12 protein-coding genes are annotated in these 13,305 nt (G+C 69.0%); 9 read left to right on the top strand and 3 right to left on the bottom strand.

Features of this window, described 5'->3' with window-relative positions; genetic code table 11:
• The 5 genes from ACFQ36_RS15115 to ACFQ36_RS15095 form a co-directional block, all read left to right on the top strand.
• A partial coding sequence (locus ACFQ36_RS15115; protein ID WP_377014994.1) for a thiamine pyrophosphate-dependent enzyme occupies positions 1–524 on the top strand: 524 nt, incomplete at its 5' end.
• Between the two features lie 154 nt (positions 525–678).
• Entirely contained in the window at positions 679–1,656 is a 978-nt protein-coding gene (locus ACFQ36_RS15110; RefSeq protein WP_377014992.1) for an ABC transporter substrate-binding protein, read from the top strand.
• A 169-nt stretch (positions 1,657–1,825) separates the two neighbouring features.
• The gene (locus tag ACFQ36_RS15105) at positions 1,826–3,376 is read left to right on the top strand and encodes a long-chain fatty acid--CoA ligase (protein ID WP_377014990.1); all 1,551 of its coding nucleotides are present in this window, start codon (positions 1,826–1,828) and stop codon (positions 3,374–3,376) included.
• A gap of 380 nt (positions 3,377–3,756) precedes the next feature.
• Positions 3,757–5,499: an ABC transporter ATP-binding protein gene (locus tag ACFQ36_RS15100; protein ID WP_377014988.1), complete on the top strand. Its 1,743-nt coding sequence runs from the start codon at positions 3,757–3,759 to the stop codon at positions 5,497–5,499.
• Positions 5,496–7,508 carry an ABC transporter ATP-binding protein gene (locus ACFQ36_RS15095; protein ID WP_377014986.1) on the top strand — a complete coding sequence of 671 codons (2,013 nt, stop codon included), beginning with the start codon at positions 5,496–5,498 and terminating at the stop codon, positions 7,506–7,508. The genes ACFQ36_RS15100 and ACFQ36_RS15095 overlap by 4 nt, the downstream gene beginning before the upstream one ends.
• A gap of 67 nt (positions 7,509–7,575) precedes the next feature.
• On the opposite strand, the gene ACFQ36_RS15090 is transcribed toward ACFQ36_RS15095, so the two are convergent.
• Positions 7,576–8,121, bottom strand: a complete 546-nt coding sequence (locus tag ACFQ36_RS15090; RefSeq protein ID WP_377014985.1) for a hypothetical protein — start codon at positions 8,119–8,121, stop codon at positions 7,576–7,578.
• 13 nt (positions 8,122–8,134) lie between these two features.
• The gene (locus ACFQ36_RS15085; protein ID WP_377014983.1) at positions 8,135–9,169 is read right to left on the bottom strand and encodes an NAD-dependent epimerase/dehydratase family protein; all 1,035 of its coding nucleotides are present in this window, start codon (positions 9,167–9,169) and stop codon (positions 8,135–8,137) included.
• Positions 9,170–9,237: 68 nt separating this feature from the next.
• Here ACFQ36_RS15085 and ACFQ36_RS15080 point away from each other — a divergent pair, with 68 nt between their 5' ends.
• From ACFQ36_RS15080 to mmsB, 4 genes are all read left to right on the top strand, one after another.
• Positions 9,238–9,648, top strand: a complete 411-nt coding sequence (locus tag ACFQ36_RS15080; RefSeq protein ID WP_377014981.1) for an ester cyclase — start codon at positions 9,238–9,240, stop codon at positions 9,646–9,648.
• 84 nt (positions 9,649–9,732) lie between these two features.
• Positions 9,733–10,722: an LLM class flavin-dependent oxidoreductase gene (locus tag ACFQ36_RS15075; RefSeq protein WP_377014979.1), complete on the top strand. Its 990-nt coding sequence runs from the start codon at positions 9,733–9,735 to the stop codon at positions 10,720–10,722.
• 90 nt (positions 10,723–10,812) lie between these two features.
• Complete coding sequence (locus ACFQ36_RS15070; protein WP_377014977.1) at positions 10,813–11,871, top strand: enoyl-CoA hydratase/isomerase family protein; 1,059 nt, start codon at positions 10,813–10,815, stop codon at positions 11,869–11,871.
• 41 nt (positions 11,872–11,912) lie between these two features.
• A complete protein-coding gene (mmsB, locus tag ACFQ36_RS15065; protein ID WP_377014975.1) occupies positions 11,913–12,821 on the top strand; it encodes a 3-hydroxyisobutyrate dehydrogenase in 909 nt (302 codons plus the stop codon).
• A 44-nt stretch (positions 12,822–12,865) separates the two neighbouring features.
• On the opposite strand, the gene ACFQ36_RS15060 is transcribed toward mmsB, so the two are convergent.
• A partial coding sequence (locus tag ACFQ36_RS15060; protein ID WP_377014973.1) for a LysE family translocator occupies positions 12,866–13,305 on the bottom strand: 440 nt, incomplete at its 5' end.

Here is a 13,305-nt window from a genome sequence, read left to right as displayed (position 1 = left end):
GCAGCGGGGCCATTGCCGCCCGCGCCGAACTCGAGGCGCTCGCGGACCGCGTCGGCGCGCTGCTGACCACCTCGGCCGTGGGCCTCGGCACCTTCGCCGGCAGCCAGCGGGCGGACGTGGCCTTCGAACCGGTCCACGGCGGGGGCACCATCGACCCGCGAACCCTGACGCCGGCGCTGAACGACCTGCTGCCGATCGAGCGTGTGGTGGTGCCCGACGGCGGCAACTTCAGCGGCTATGCGGCGATGTTCTTCCAGGTTCCCGATGCCCGCGGCTACTGCCTGCCGCTGGCCTTCCAGTCCATCGGGCTCGCGCTGTCCTGCGCCATCGGCACCGCCGTGGCGAATCCGGACCGGATGGCGGTGGCGGGCGTGGGCGACGGCGGGCTCATGATGAGCCTGACGGAGCTGGACACCGCGGTGCGCGACTGGCTGGCCGGGGACCGGAGCACGCCGCTGGTCATCGACGCGAAGATCAGCTCCTTCCCGTCCTGGGTGTTGGCCCATACCTTCACCGAGGAGTAAGGGGGCCGGGGAGTATGGCGGCGGCGGCCGGCCGCCGGGCCCGCGGGAGATCGGCCGTGTCCGTTGACCACCCTCTATGGCCATAGGTAGCGTGATGTGCGGCACACCCGGCGGATTCCTGCCGTCGGCCCGGCTGACCCGTGGGAGCAGAAGCATGAAGAGATTCAGAGCGGCCCTGGCGGCCGCGGCCGTCCTTGCCCTGACCGCCTGCGGCGGCGGCAGCCCGTCCGGCGGGGAGTCTGCGCCGGCGGCCGGCGGCAGCCCCGGCCTGACCCACGTCAAAGTCGGCGTCATCCCGATCGTGGATGTCGCACCGATCTATCTGGGCGTTAAGGAGGGGATCTTCAGGGAGGAAGGGCTTGACGTCGAGCTTACCCAGGCGCAGGGCGGCGCCGCCATCGTCCCGGCGATCACCAACGGCCAGATGGACTTTGGCTTCAGCAACGTCACTTCGCTGATTATTGCCCGGTCCAAGGGCCTGCCGCTGAAGATGGTGGCCAGCGGCTCCTCCTCCACGGGCGATCCCGACGCGGACTTCGCGGCCGTCATGGTCAAGCCGGACAGCGGCATCAAGGACATCAAGGACCTGGTGGGCAGGAAGATCGCCGTCAACACCCTGAACAATATCTCCGACTCCACCATCCGCGAGGCAGTCGCCGAAGCGGGAGGGAATTCGAAGGACCTCGATTTTGTGGAGATGCCGTTCCCGGACATGCGGGCCGCGCTGGATAAGGGGAGGGTGGAGGCCATCGCCGCCGTGGAGCCATTCGTGACCCTGGCCAAGGGCGACGGTGCCGTGCCTGTCTTCTCCAACTACGCCCACCCGGTGGATGACCTGACCGTGGCGGTGTATTTCACCTCGGATCAGTACATCCAGCAGCATCCGGATGTCGTGAAGTCCTTTACCGAGGGGATGAAGAAGGCCCAGGCGTTCGCGGAGCAGAACCCGGACAAGGTCCGCGCGATCCTGCCCGAGTACACCCAGCTGGATCCCGGGGTAATCAAGCAGCTGACCCTGCCCAAGTACAAGCAGGAGGTCAATGCCGCCTCGATCGAGAAGATTGCCGACATTTCGCTCAAGGACGGGCTGATCGACACGAAGCCGGACCTGAAGGGGCTGCTGCCCGAGTAGTGGGCGCGGCACCCGCCGCGCCCACCCTTCAGCAGCTTTTCCAACTATTGACTTTTTCAACTAATCCCCTCTAGCGTAAGGGAGTGTTCCGCGTGACTGGGATCACGCGGAGGGTTGGAAGTCGACAGGGAATCCCCCCAGCCGGGGAGAGCGTGAAGGGTGTGTCAGGATGCGCAACCAGGGCGTGGGAACGTGGATTCACCGCCGCCGGGTCAAGTCCGCTGGCAAGACCGCGCTGGTCAGCGGCGGGGCCGGGTTGAGTTATGCCCGGTTTGCCGAGCGCGTGGACCGGCTCGCCAACGCCTTCGCGGACCGCGGCGTCGCCAAGGGGGACCGGGTGGCCTACCTGGGCGAGAACCATGCCGCGTTCCTGGAAACCTTCTTCGCCTGCGGCACGCTGGGGGCCATCTTCGTCCCGCTGAACACCAGGCTGGCCCCGCCGGAAATCCAGTTCGCGCTGGAGGACTCCGGCAGCAGCATCCTCGTCCACGCCCGCAGCCTGGAGGGATTGGCGGTCCGCGGCGGGAAGGAGACCTCGCTGACGCGCCGGATGGTCGTCGCCGATACCGAGGCTGCCGGCGGGGAGGCGCCGCCGGCGGATGCCGCCGCCGAGCTTTTCGAGGACGTCATCGCTTGCGGGGCGGACACCCACCTGGATGTGGAGGTCGCGCTGGAGGACCCTGCGATGATCCTGTACACCTCCGGCACCACCGGCCGGCCCAAGGGCGCCCTGCTCACACATGGGAACCTGACCTGGAACAGCATGAATGTGCTGGTGGACTACGACATGGTCAGCTCGGACGTGGCGCTGATGATCGCGCCGATGTTCCACGTCGCCTCGCTGGGCATGGGGGTGCTGCCGGCGCTGCTGAAGGGCGCCACGGTGATCCTGGAGCCGCGCTTCGAGCCCGGCCGGACCCTGCGGCTGATCGAGCAGTACCGGGCGACCAGCATCAGCGGCGTGCCGACCACCTACCAGATGCTTTGCGAGCACCCGGACTGGGACAAGACCGACATTAGCTCCCTGACCAAGCTCACCTGCGGCGGCTCGGCGGTGCCGATGCGCGTGCTGGAGGCTTACGAGAGCCGCGGGCTGTCCTTCACCGGCGGCTACGGGATGACCGAGACCGCGCCCGGGGCCACCAGCCTGGCTCCGGACAAGTCGAGGGACAAGGCCGGCTCCGCGGGGCTGCCGCACTTCTTCACCGATGTGCGCATCGCCGATCCCGCCGGGGGAGTGCTGCCGGCCGGCGACGTGGGGGAGATCCAGATTATGGGCCCGAACGTGATCAGGGAGTACTGGAACCGCCCGGATGCCACCGCGTCCAGCTATGCCGACGGCGTCTGGTTCAAGTCCGGGGACATGGGCTACGTGGACGAGGAGGGCTACCTCTACATCTCGGACCGGCTCAAGGACATGATCATTTCCGGCGGGGAGAACATCTACCCGGCCGAGGTCGAGCAGGTCATCGTCGAACTGGAGGCGGTCGGCAGCGTCGCCGTCATTGGCGTCCCGGACGAGAAGTGGGGCGAGGTGCCCCGGGCCGTCGTGACCGTGCGCGACGGGTACAGTGTCACCGCCGAGGACATCCGGAACCACCTGCAGGGCAGGCTGGCCCGCTACAAGATCCCCCGGAGCATTGTCATCGTGGAGGAGCTGCCCCGCACCGCCAGCGGCAAGATCCGCAAGGCGGACTTGCGGAAGCAGTACTCGGACTAGCGGGGCAGGGCCTCGAACAGCGGAACCTGGTGCCCGCCGTATTCGCCGAGCATCAGCGGGAAGAGGGGGGGTGAAGACCGGGAAGACGAGCACGCACGCCATCAGGGGCCCGCGGCAGCCGAAGCGGTCCGAGACCGGGCCGACCGGGCGCGGACCGCAGTCCTTCGGGTTCGGTGAGCGGCCTGCGATGCCGGATGCGCCTGGTGGAATTACTTACCTGTGTGGCGCGGATCTCCCGGAGGTCCACTAGCTGCCCGGAGCCCGGGCGGCCTTGATCGTGCTGGCCCGTCCGCCGCTGGAGTGTCGGCGGGGTGGTGTAGCCTCAGTGCTGGCCGGGGCACCGGCTTTCCCTCGCAGCCACATGAGAAAGAGCATCCTTTATGCTGCTCCGATTGATCCGCGACTATTCGAAACCGTACGTGCCGGCGATCCTGGCCGTCGTTGTCCTGCAGCTCGCCTCGACCATTGCCACCCTCTACCTGCCCAGCCTGAATGCCCGGATTATCGACGAGGGCGTAGCCCGCGGGGACACCGGCTACATCTGGCGCACCGGCCTCCTGATGCTCGCCGTCTGCCTGGCCCAGGTCGCCACGGCGATTGCGGCCGTCTACTTCGGTGCCAAGGCATCCATGGCCGTTGGCCGCGACCTTCGCCGCGCCGTCTTCCACAAGGTCTCCGGTTATTCGGCCCGGGAGATGGGACGCTTCGGCGCGCCGTCGTTGATTACCCGCGGCACCAACGACGTGCAGCAGGTGCAGATGCTGGTGCTGCTGGGCCTGAACTTCATGGTGGCCACCCCGATCATGTGCATCGGCGGGATCATCATGGCCCTGCGTGAGGACGTGGGCCTGTCCTGGCTGGTCTGGGTTGCCGTGCCGCTGCTGGGCGCCGTGGTGGGCTTTTTGGTCTGGCGGCTGATGCCGCTGTTCCGGAGCATGCAGACGAAGATCGACAGGATCAACGGGGTGCTCCGCGAGCAGATCACCGGCATCCGGGTGGTGCGTGCCTTCGTCCGCGAGCCGCACGAGACCAGGCGCTTCGCCGCGGCGAACCAGGAACTGACCGACGTTTCACTGGCCATCGGCTCGCTGTTCGTGCTGATGTTCCCGGCCATCGGCATGATCCTGCACATCTCCACCGCCTCGGTGCTGTGGTTCGGCGGCCTGCGCGTGGACGCCGGGGACATGCAGGTGGGTGCGCTGACCGCCTTCCTGCAGTACCTGCTGCAGATCCTGATGGCCGTGATGATGGGCACCTTCATGGCCATGATGATTCCGCGCGCCTCGGTCTGCGCGGACCGCATCGGCGAGGTGCTCGACGTCGAGCCCTCCATCCTCGAGCCCAAGGTGACCGCTGTGCCGGTGGTGCCGGCGGCCAGCGCCGGCGTCGTCGAATTCCGCCACGTCACCTTTGCCTACCCCGGCGCCGAGGCACCGGTGCTGAACAACATCAGCTTCACCGCCAAACCCGGGCAGACGACGGCGATTATCGGCAGCACCGGGGCGGGCAAGAGCACGCTGGTGTCCCTGCTGCCGCGGCTGTTCGACGCCGGTTCCGGCCAGGTGCTCCTCGACGGCGTGCCGGTGACCGGGCTCTCGCGCCGGGACATCACCGAACGCGTGGCCATGGTCCCGCAGCGGCCGTACCTCTTCTCCGGCACCATCGCGCACAACCTGCGCTTCGGCAACCCGGAGGCAAGCGAGGACGAGCTCTGGCAGGCCCTCGCCGTGGCCCAGGGCGAGGACTTTGTCCGGGCCAGGAAGGACGGGCTGCAGTCCCGCATCGCCCAGGGCGGCACCAATGTCTCCGGCGGCCAGCGCCAGCGCCTGTGCATCGCCCGGGCGCTGGTGGCCAGGCCCAAGGTCTACGTCTTCGATGATTCCTTCTCCGCCCTGGATGTAGCCACCGACGCGCGGCTGCGGGCGGCGCTGAAGGAGCAAACCGGCGACGCCGCCGTGATCATCGTGGCCCAGCGGGTCTCCACCATCACCGACGCGGACCAGATCCTGGTCATGGAACACGGGGAGATCGTGGCCCGGGGCACGCACGAGGAGCTGCTGGAAACCTCGCCCACCTACCGGGAAATCGTCCAGTCCCAGATCAGCGCGGAGGAAGTGGCATGAACCTGGACAAGTCGCAACTGGCTGAAGATCTCCGCGACCCCGGAGAGGAAATCCCCGGGGAGGAGATCCTCGACGAGGAATTCCGTCCCACCGAGGCGGACGGGGACATGTTCGGCGGCACCCCGGCCAAGAAGGCCAGGCACTTCTGGCCCTCGGCCAAGCGGCTGTTCGGGCTGCTCAAGCCCGAGCGCGCAGGGATTGTCGCGGTGCTGGCCATGGTGGTCGTCGCCGTCGTCCTGAACGTGATCGCCCCGAAGGTCCTCGGCCAGGCCATGGATGTGATCTTCGGCGGCGTGGTGGGCAGGGACATGCCGGCAGGCCTGACACGCGAGCAGGTCATCGAAGGGCTGCGCTCCCAGGGCCAGGACCAGTTCGCGGACATGCTCTCCGGGATGACGCTGGTGCCCGGTGCGGGCATCGACTTCACCTTGCTGAGCCGGCTGATCGCCGTGGTGCTGTGCATGTACCTGGTGGCTTCGCTGTTCATGTGGCTGCAGGGCTGGGTCCTGAACCGGATCGTCATGCGGGTGGTCGCCCGGCTGCGCATGGACGTGGAGGGCAAGATCAACCGGCTGCCGCTGAACTATTTCGACACCAGGCAGCGCGGCGACGTGCTGTCCCGGGTGACCAACGACGTCGACAACATCCAGCAGGCGCTGCAGCAGGCCTTCGCCCAGCTGGTCATGTCCGTGCTCACCGTGCTGGGCATTACCGTGATGATGTTCGTGGTGTCCTGGCAGCTGGCGTTGATCGCCCTGATCGCGCTGCCGCTGGCCGGAATCGGCGCGGGGCTGATCGGCGCGCGCAGCCAGAAGCTGTTCGCCGCCCAGTGGAAGAACACCGGCGGGCTCAACGGGCAGATCGAGGAGGCCTTCAGCGGCCATGACCTGGTCCGGGTGTTCGGCCGCGAGGCGGACGTGCTCAGGGAGTTCGACGAGAAGAACGAGGCGCTGTACCGGGCCAGCTTCGGGGCGCAGTTCGTCTCCGGGATGATCATGCCGGTGATGAACTTCATCTCCTACCTCAGCTATGTGGGCATCGCGGTGGTGGGGGGCCTGCGCGTCGCCTCCGGCTCCATGACCCTGGGCGATGCGACGGCGTTCATCCAGTACTCACGCGAGTTCACCCAGCCGCTGGGCCAGATGGCGGGCATGGCCAACATGCTGCAGTCCGGTGTGGCCTCCGCCGAGCGGGTTTTCGAACTGCTGGACGAGGACGAGCAGCTGCCGGACGCCCCGACCAGGCACCTGCCGGCCAAGACCGACGGGCACGTGGAATTCGAGCACGTCACCTTCAGCTATACCCCGGACAAGCCGCTGATCGAGGACCTCTCCCTGGCCGTGCGTCCCGGCCAGACGGTGGCGATCGTGGGTCCGACGGGGGCGGGCAAGACCACCCTGGTGAACCTGGTGCTGCGCTTCTATGAGCTGGATTCCGGCCGCATCACCCTCGACGGCGTGGACATCACCGAGCTGAGCCGGGCGGAGCTGCGTTCGAAGGTGGGCATGGTGCTGCAGGACGCCTGGCTGTTCGGCGGGACCATCTTCGAGAACATCCGCTACGGCAACCTGGAGGCCACCGAGGAGCAGGTGATCGCCGCGGCGAAGGCCACCTACGTGGACCGCTTCGTGCATGCGCTGCCCGAGGGCTACGACACGGTGATCGACGAGGAGGGCAACAGCATCAGCGCCGGCGAGAAACAGCTGATCACCATTGCCCGGGCGTTCCTGGCCAACCCGTCACTGCTGATCCTGGACGAGGCCACCAGCTCGGTGGACACCCGCACCGAGCTGCTGGTCCAGCAGGCCATGGCCGCGCTGCGCACGGACCGGACCTCGTTTGTGATCGCGCACCGGCTCTCCACCATTCGGGACGCGGACGTGATCCTGGTGATGGAAGAGGGCCGGATCGTGGAACAGGGCAGCCACGCCGAGCTGCTGGAGGCCCAGGGCGCCTACTACCGGCTCTACATGTCCCAGTTCGCCGGGGCGGCGGACCCGGCGGCCTGAGCCGGGCCGGTGGCCGGGTAGCCCGCGCAGCGGGCGTATCGAGCATGGACTCGGGCGGCCCCGGAGCCTACAGGTCCTTGAACATGCCCCGCCAGAAGGCCCGCCAGTGCTCCGCGGCCTCCGCCGAATCGAGCTTGGTGTGGTTGATGCCCATACCGGCCTTGCCCGGGGCCTTCTGGCAGATGTCCAGGCTGACCCGGCTGCCGTCCGCGAGGGCCGCACGCCAGTAGCGCCACTTCTCCGTTGAACTGGTGGCAGGCTCCTTTTCCAGCGGCACCCCGGAGAACTCCTCGCGGCCGCCGACCAAGGCGCACCAAGCCTCAAGGGCTTCGTCCATGCTGCCGTTGAAGGTCTTGCTCACGCCGACCTGGAAGTCGCCGTCGCAGTTCTGCCCGGGTTGCCGGCGCCCGATATGCTGCTCGTAAGCCACGGTCACGCTCTGCGCCCACCAGCCGGCATTCGGGTGCGCTTCAACCAGCCGTTCGTGGGCGTGCCGGGCGATTTCCTTGTGCGGCAGGTCCTGGCCGCCCAGCCCGTCCAAAAACTCCACCCAGTTCTCCCACCCGGTGCCGGTGGCCCTCTCGATGGCTTCAATATTGGATGCCTTGGTCATGGGCCCACTGTAGTCAACGCGGCCGCAGCGTGGGCGACGCCTCGATCCCGTCGCCTTCGCTGAGCCCGTCCAGCACCGCCTGCAGCGCCTCGAGCGAGTTGTATTTCGGTTCCCAGCCCAGCTCCTCCCGCACCCGGGCCGTGCTCATGATGGGCACGTTGGCGGCCATGTCGATCCAGCCCGGATCCGTGGCCTGCAGGCGCAGCACCCAGGAGATACCGACGGCGGCCCGCACCAGCCCCACCGGAACGTCCAGCACCCTGCGGGCTCCGAGCATCCCGGCCAGCAGTTCCGGGGTGAACACCGGGTCGGCCGCGACGTTGAAGGCCCCCGAGGCCCGCTGGTCCACCACCCGCCAGTAGGCGTCGGCGATGTCGTCGGCGTGCACCACCTGGAACTTGAACTGTGCCGGCACCGGCAGCAGAGGCAGCCGCAGCTTGTTCAGGATGAACTTGGGAATGAACGGGCCGAGGAAATAGCGGCCGATCTGGCTGCCGGCGTCGGTCTGGAAGATGAGCCCGGGCCGCACCCGGGCCACCGGGATGTAAGGGTGCTCCTGTTCGAACGCATCCAGCAGCTCTTCCTGTTCGCCCTTCCAGCGGCTGTAGTGCGAGGAGGCGATGCCGCGGGCCGGCCAGCTTTCATCCACCGGCGGATCCTTCGGCCCGGGGCTGTAGGCGCCCAGCGAGGAGGCGCAGACAAAGTGCCGCACGCCGGCGTCGGCGGCCGCGGCCAGCGCGTTCGCGGTGCCGTCCACGTTGATCCGGCGCATGAACGGCTCGTTGTGGTTCGGCTGCAGCACCCAGGCCAGGTGCACGACGGCGTCGCATTCCCGGAATGCCTCGGCCAGCCGTCCGCGGGCGGAATCCGAGGCGATGTCGATGGAATGCCACGCCACGCCGTCGTACGGTTCCGTCGAGGAATCCGGCAGCCGCCGGGCAATGCCAACAGCCTGCAGGTCGTCGCCGCGCTCGCGCTGTGCCTGCTTCAGGCGGCGCAGCAGGGCGGTCCCGACATTACCGGTGGCTCCCACGATGGCAACACGCATGACCCCGAGCGTACGCCGGGCGTAGACTGCAGGCCAGCCCGGTTTGCCTGACCGAAAGGACAAGGGCCGTGACCGAACAGAACAAGCAGGTCGCCCGCCGCTTCAATGAGGCCTTCAACGCCGGTGATGTGGAAGCCATGGCTGGCATTGTGGCAGCCGATTTCGTGGACCATCCCTCGGGTCCGGGCCAGGACTCCGGCCGCGAGGAGCTCTTTGAAGCCATGCGCATGTACCACGCGGCCTTCCCCGACCTGCGCTCGACTGTCGAAAACCTCGTTGCAGAGGGGGACCGGGTGGCGCTGCACGGCGTTGCCTCCGGCACGAACACCGGCGAGCTGATGGGCATGCCGGCGACGGGAAAGAAGGCCACCTTCAGCTACATCGACATCTACCGGATCGCCGACGGACGGATCGCCGAGATCTGGCACGTGGAGGACGTGGTGGGAATGCTGCGGCAGCTCGGAGCGATGCCGGGCTGAAATAAGCCCGTCGCCGCCGTCGTTGTCTATGGTGTACCCGGGCAACCGAACCGGGCCTACACCGCTACGAAAGGCTGCACCGACGTGACTGTTCCCCTCTCCATCCTGGATCTTGCACCGATCTCCGAGGGGCAGCCCGTACGGGAGAGCTTCGAGGCCAGCGTGGCCCTGGCGCAACTGGCGGAGGAGGCCGGCTACCGGCGCGTCTGGTACGCCGAACACCACAACATGCCCTCCATCGCCTCCTCGGCCACCAGCGTGCTGATCGCGCACATTGCCGCGCACACCGAGTCCATCCGCCTCGGCGCCGGCGGCATCATGCTGCCCAACCATGCCCCGCTGACCATTGCCGAGCAGTTCGGCACCTTGGAGACCCTGCATCCGGGCCGGATCGACCTGGGCCTGGGGCGGGCCCCGGGCAGCGACCAGGCCACCATGCGCGCCCTGCGCCGGGATCCGATGTCCGCCGAATCCTTCCCCCAGGACGTGCTGGAGCTGCAGGGCTACCTGGCCGGCCCCAGCCGCATCCCGGGCGTGGAGGCGGTGCCGGGCAAGGGCACCAACGTGCCGCTGTACATCCTCGGCTCGTCCATGTTCGGCGCCCAGCTGGCCGCGGCCTTGGGCCTGCCCTACGCCTTCGCCTCGCACTTCGCGCCGGCCGCGCTGACCGACGCCGTGGCCCTGTACCGGCGCGAGTTCCAGCCCTCGGAGCAGCAGCCCGAGCCCTACGTCATCGCCGGCGTCAATGTTGTCGCCGCGGACAGCAACGAGGAGGCGCAGGAACAGTTCCGCGCCATCCGGCGTCACCGGGTGGCCCGCTTCCTGGTCCCGGACCGCCCGCTCACGGATGAGGAGGCGGACCTGCTGCTCGATACCCCGCAGGGCCGGCAGATTGCCGGCATGCTGCAGTACACGGCGATGGGCACGCCGGAGGCGGTGAACGAATACCTGGATGCCTTCGCCGCCCATGCCGGAGCGGACGAGCTGATCGTCGCGCATCAGGCGATGGAGGCAACGGCGAGGCTGCGCTCGGCGCAACTGCTGGCGGAGGTCGCCGGCCTGGTCAGCGCCTGAGCCCCGGCGGCCGGCCGGCACTCGACCAACGGGGCCGGGCAGGGTAGACATGGTTTCGGAAGACCACGCCGGCGGAAGGGCCCAGGGACCATGGACAGCAGCGAACCGGAGGTACTCATCCGGCGGCGGGGCCGCCTTGGGCACATCATCCTCAACCGGCCGAAGGCGATCAACGCCCTCACGCACGGGATGGTCCGGGAGGTCCTGGCAGCCCTGGCCGCCTGGGAGCACGACGACGGCGTCGGCACCGTCCTGCTGACCGGTGCCGGTGAGCGCGGCCTGTGCGCCGGGGGCGACATTGTGGCCATCTACCGGGACGCGCGCGCCGGCGGACGTGCGACGGCCGGCTTCTGGGCGGACGAATACGTCCTCAATGCGCGCATTGCCCGCTACCCGAAACCGTATGTGGCCTTCATGGACGGGCTGGTGCTCGGCGGCGGCGTGGGCGTCTCCGCGCACGGGTCGGTGCGGATCGTGACCGAGCGGACCAAGGTCGGCATGCCCGAGGTGGGCATCGGCTTTGTGCCGGACATCGGCGGGACCTGGCTGCTCTCCCGCGCCCCCGGCGAACTGGGGACCCATCTGGCGCTGACCGCCGGATCGGCTTCCGGGCCGGATGCCATCGTCCTGGGCCTGGCCGACCATTTTGTGCCCGGCGCGGACCTGCCGGCGCTCGCCGACGCGCTTGCGGAGGAGCCGGCCGGGGAGGCGGCCGCGCGGTTCGCGGTCCGGGACGTGCCGCCGTCGCCGCTGGCCGGGCAGCGGGAGTGGATCGACCAATGCTATGCGCCGGACAGCGTCGAGGAGATCCTCCGCCGGCTCCGGGCCCATCCGGCGCCGGCCGCACGCGCGGCAGCCGGGGAAATACTGGGCAAGTCTCCGACCGCGCTGAAGGTGACCCTCGCGTCGCTGCGCCGGGCGCGCGGCCTCGGCAGCCTCGAGGAAGTGCTGGACCAGGAGTACCGGGTCTCGCTGCGCTGCCTCGAAGGCCGGGAATTCGCCGAAGGGGTCCGCGCCCAGGTAATTGACAAGGACCGCACCCCGCGCTGGGATCCGCCCATGCTCGGGGAGGTTTCCGCGGCACAGGTCGAGGCGTTCTTTGCCGGACTGGGGCCGCGGGAGCTGGGGCTGGCCCTGGCCCGGACCTGAGGTGCCGTCAGCAGCAGTTCAACCATGAGGAGATGAGCGTCATGAGCACACGCATTGCCTTCATCGGCTTGGGCCACATGGGCGGCCCGATGGCCGCGAACCTGGTCAAGGCCGGCTACGAGGTCACGGGGTTCGACGTCGTGCCGGCGGCCAACGAGGCGGCGCGGCAGGCCGGCGTCGGGATCGCGGAATCGGCCGGCGCCGCGGCGGCAGGAGCCGGCGTCGTCATCACCATGCTGCAGACCGGGCGGCAGGTGCTGGACGTGTTTTCCGGACCGGACGGCAGCGGGGGCGTGCTGGCCGCGGCGGCGCCGGGAACCCTGTTCCTGGAATGCTCCACCATCGCCGTGGAGGATGCGAAGCAGGCGCACGCCGCTGCCGGGGCCGCCGGGCACCGCTGCCTGGACGCGCCCGTCTCCGGCGGCGTGGTGGGAGCCGCGGCCGGGACGCTGACCTTCATGGTCGGCGGGCCGCAGGCGGACTTTGCCGAGGCCGAGCCGATCCTGCAGGTGATGGGCCGGCGGATCGTGCACTGCGGCGGCGCCGGGGCCGGACAGGCCGCCAAGGTATGCAACAACCTGATCCTGGGCGTGTCCATGATCGCCGTCTGCGAGGCCTTCGTGCTGGGGGAGAAGCTGGGGCTGGAGCACCAGACGCTGTTCGACGTCGCTTCCAATGCGTCCGGCCAGTGCTGGGCGCTGACCACCAACTGCCCCGTGCCCGGACCGGTGCCTGCCAGCCCGGCCAACCGGGACTACCAGCCTGGTTTTGCCGGCGCGCTGATGGCCAAGGACCTGGGTTTGGCGCTCGAGGCACTGAAGGCGACCGGGGTGACCGCGGAGCTGGGCAGCCGGGCCGCGGAGATCTACCGCCGGTTCGCCGAGGAGGGCGGCGCGGACAAGGACTTTTCGGCGATCATCAACACGATCCGCGCCCGCGCGGAGGGGTGAGGCCCGGCAGCCGCCGCTCCTGCCGGGGCGGGACGGCTTGGCGCCTAGCGGACGACGGCGAGCAGCCGGCTGGCGCTTTCGGCCAGCCCGGGCAGCTGCTCGGCCAGCAGCACCACGCCGAGGCCGATCATGATGATGCCGCTGGCCAGCGTCACCACGCGTGCTGCCGCCGGGCGTGAGCGCAGCAGCCGGCGGGCGCCCAGTGCCACCCCGCTGTAGACCACGGCGGAGACGAGCATGTGGGCCAGGCCGAACGACCCGGTCTGCATGGGCACCGGCAACAGGGCGTCCGGGCTGATGAACTGCGGGATCAGGGCCAGGTAGAGCAGCAGCGCCTTGGGATTGGTGCCGCTGGTGCCGAGGCCGCGCAGGAAGTTCCGCCGGTCCGCCGCCTTGTCGGCACGGGCAGCGGAAGTCGGTGCCGCCCCCGGCTTGGCGGGACCGGGCACGACGGCGGGCACCGCCGCCGTGCCCGGGGCGCCGG

The sequence above is a fragment of the Arthrobacter sp. GCM10027362 genome (genome assembly GCF_042679445.1).
Lineage (GTDB): Bacteria > Actinomycetota > Actinomycetes > Actinomycetales > Micrococcaceae > Crystallibacter.
The sequence above is the reverse complement of the archived record's forward strand: the minus strand, read 5'-3'. Positions and strand labels throughout refer to the sequence as shown.

Coding starts and splice junctions, on each gene's coding strand:
- ACFQ36_RS15070 (WP_377014977.1), top strand. CDS start 10,813: ATGGACAGCAGCGAACCGGAGGTACTCATCCGGCGGCGGGGCCGCCTT.
- ACFQ36_RS15100 (WP_377014988.1), top strand. CDS start 3,757: ATGCTGCTCCGATTGATCCGCGACTATTCGAAACCGTACGTGCCGGCG.
- ACFQ36_RS15090 (WP_377014985.1), bottom strand. CDS start 8,121: ATGACCAAGGCATCCAATATTGAAGCCATCGAGAGGGCCACCGGCACC.
- ACFQ36_RS15085 (WP_377014983.1), bottom strand. CDS start 9,169: ATGCGTGTTGCCATCGTGGGAGCCACCGGTAATGTCGGGACCGCCCTG.
- ACFQ36_RS15095 (WP_377014986.1), top strand. CDS start 5,496: ATGAACCTGGACAAGTCGCAACTGGCTGAAGATCTCCGCGACCCCGGA.
- ACFQ36_RS15110 (WP_377014992.1), top strand. CDS start 679: ATGAAGAGATTCAGAGCGGCCCTGGCGGCCGCGGCCGTCCTTGCCCTG.
- mmsB (WP_377014975.1), top strand. CDS start 11,913: ATGAGCACACGCATTGCCTTCATCGGCTTGGGCCACATGGGCGGCCCG.
- ACFQ36_RS15105 (WP_377014990.1), top strand. CDS start 1,826: ATGCGCAACCAGGGCGTGGGAACGTGGATTCACCGCCGCCGGGTCAAG.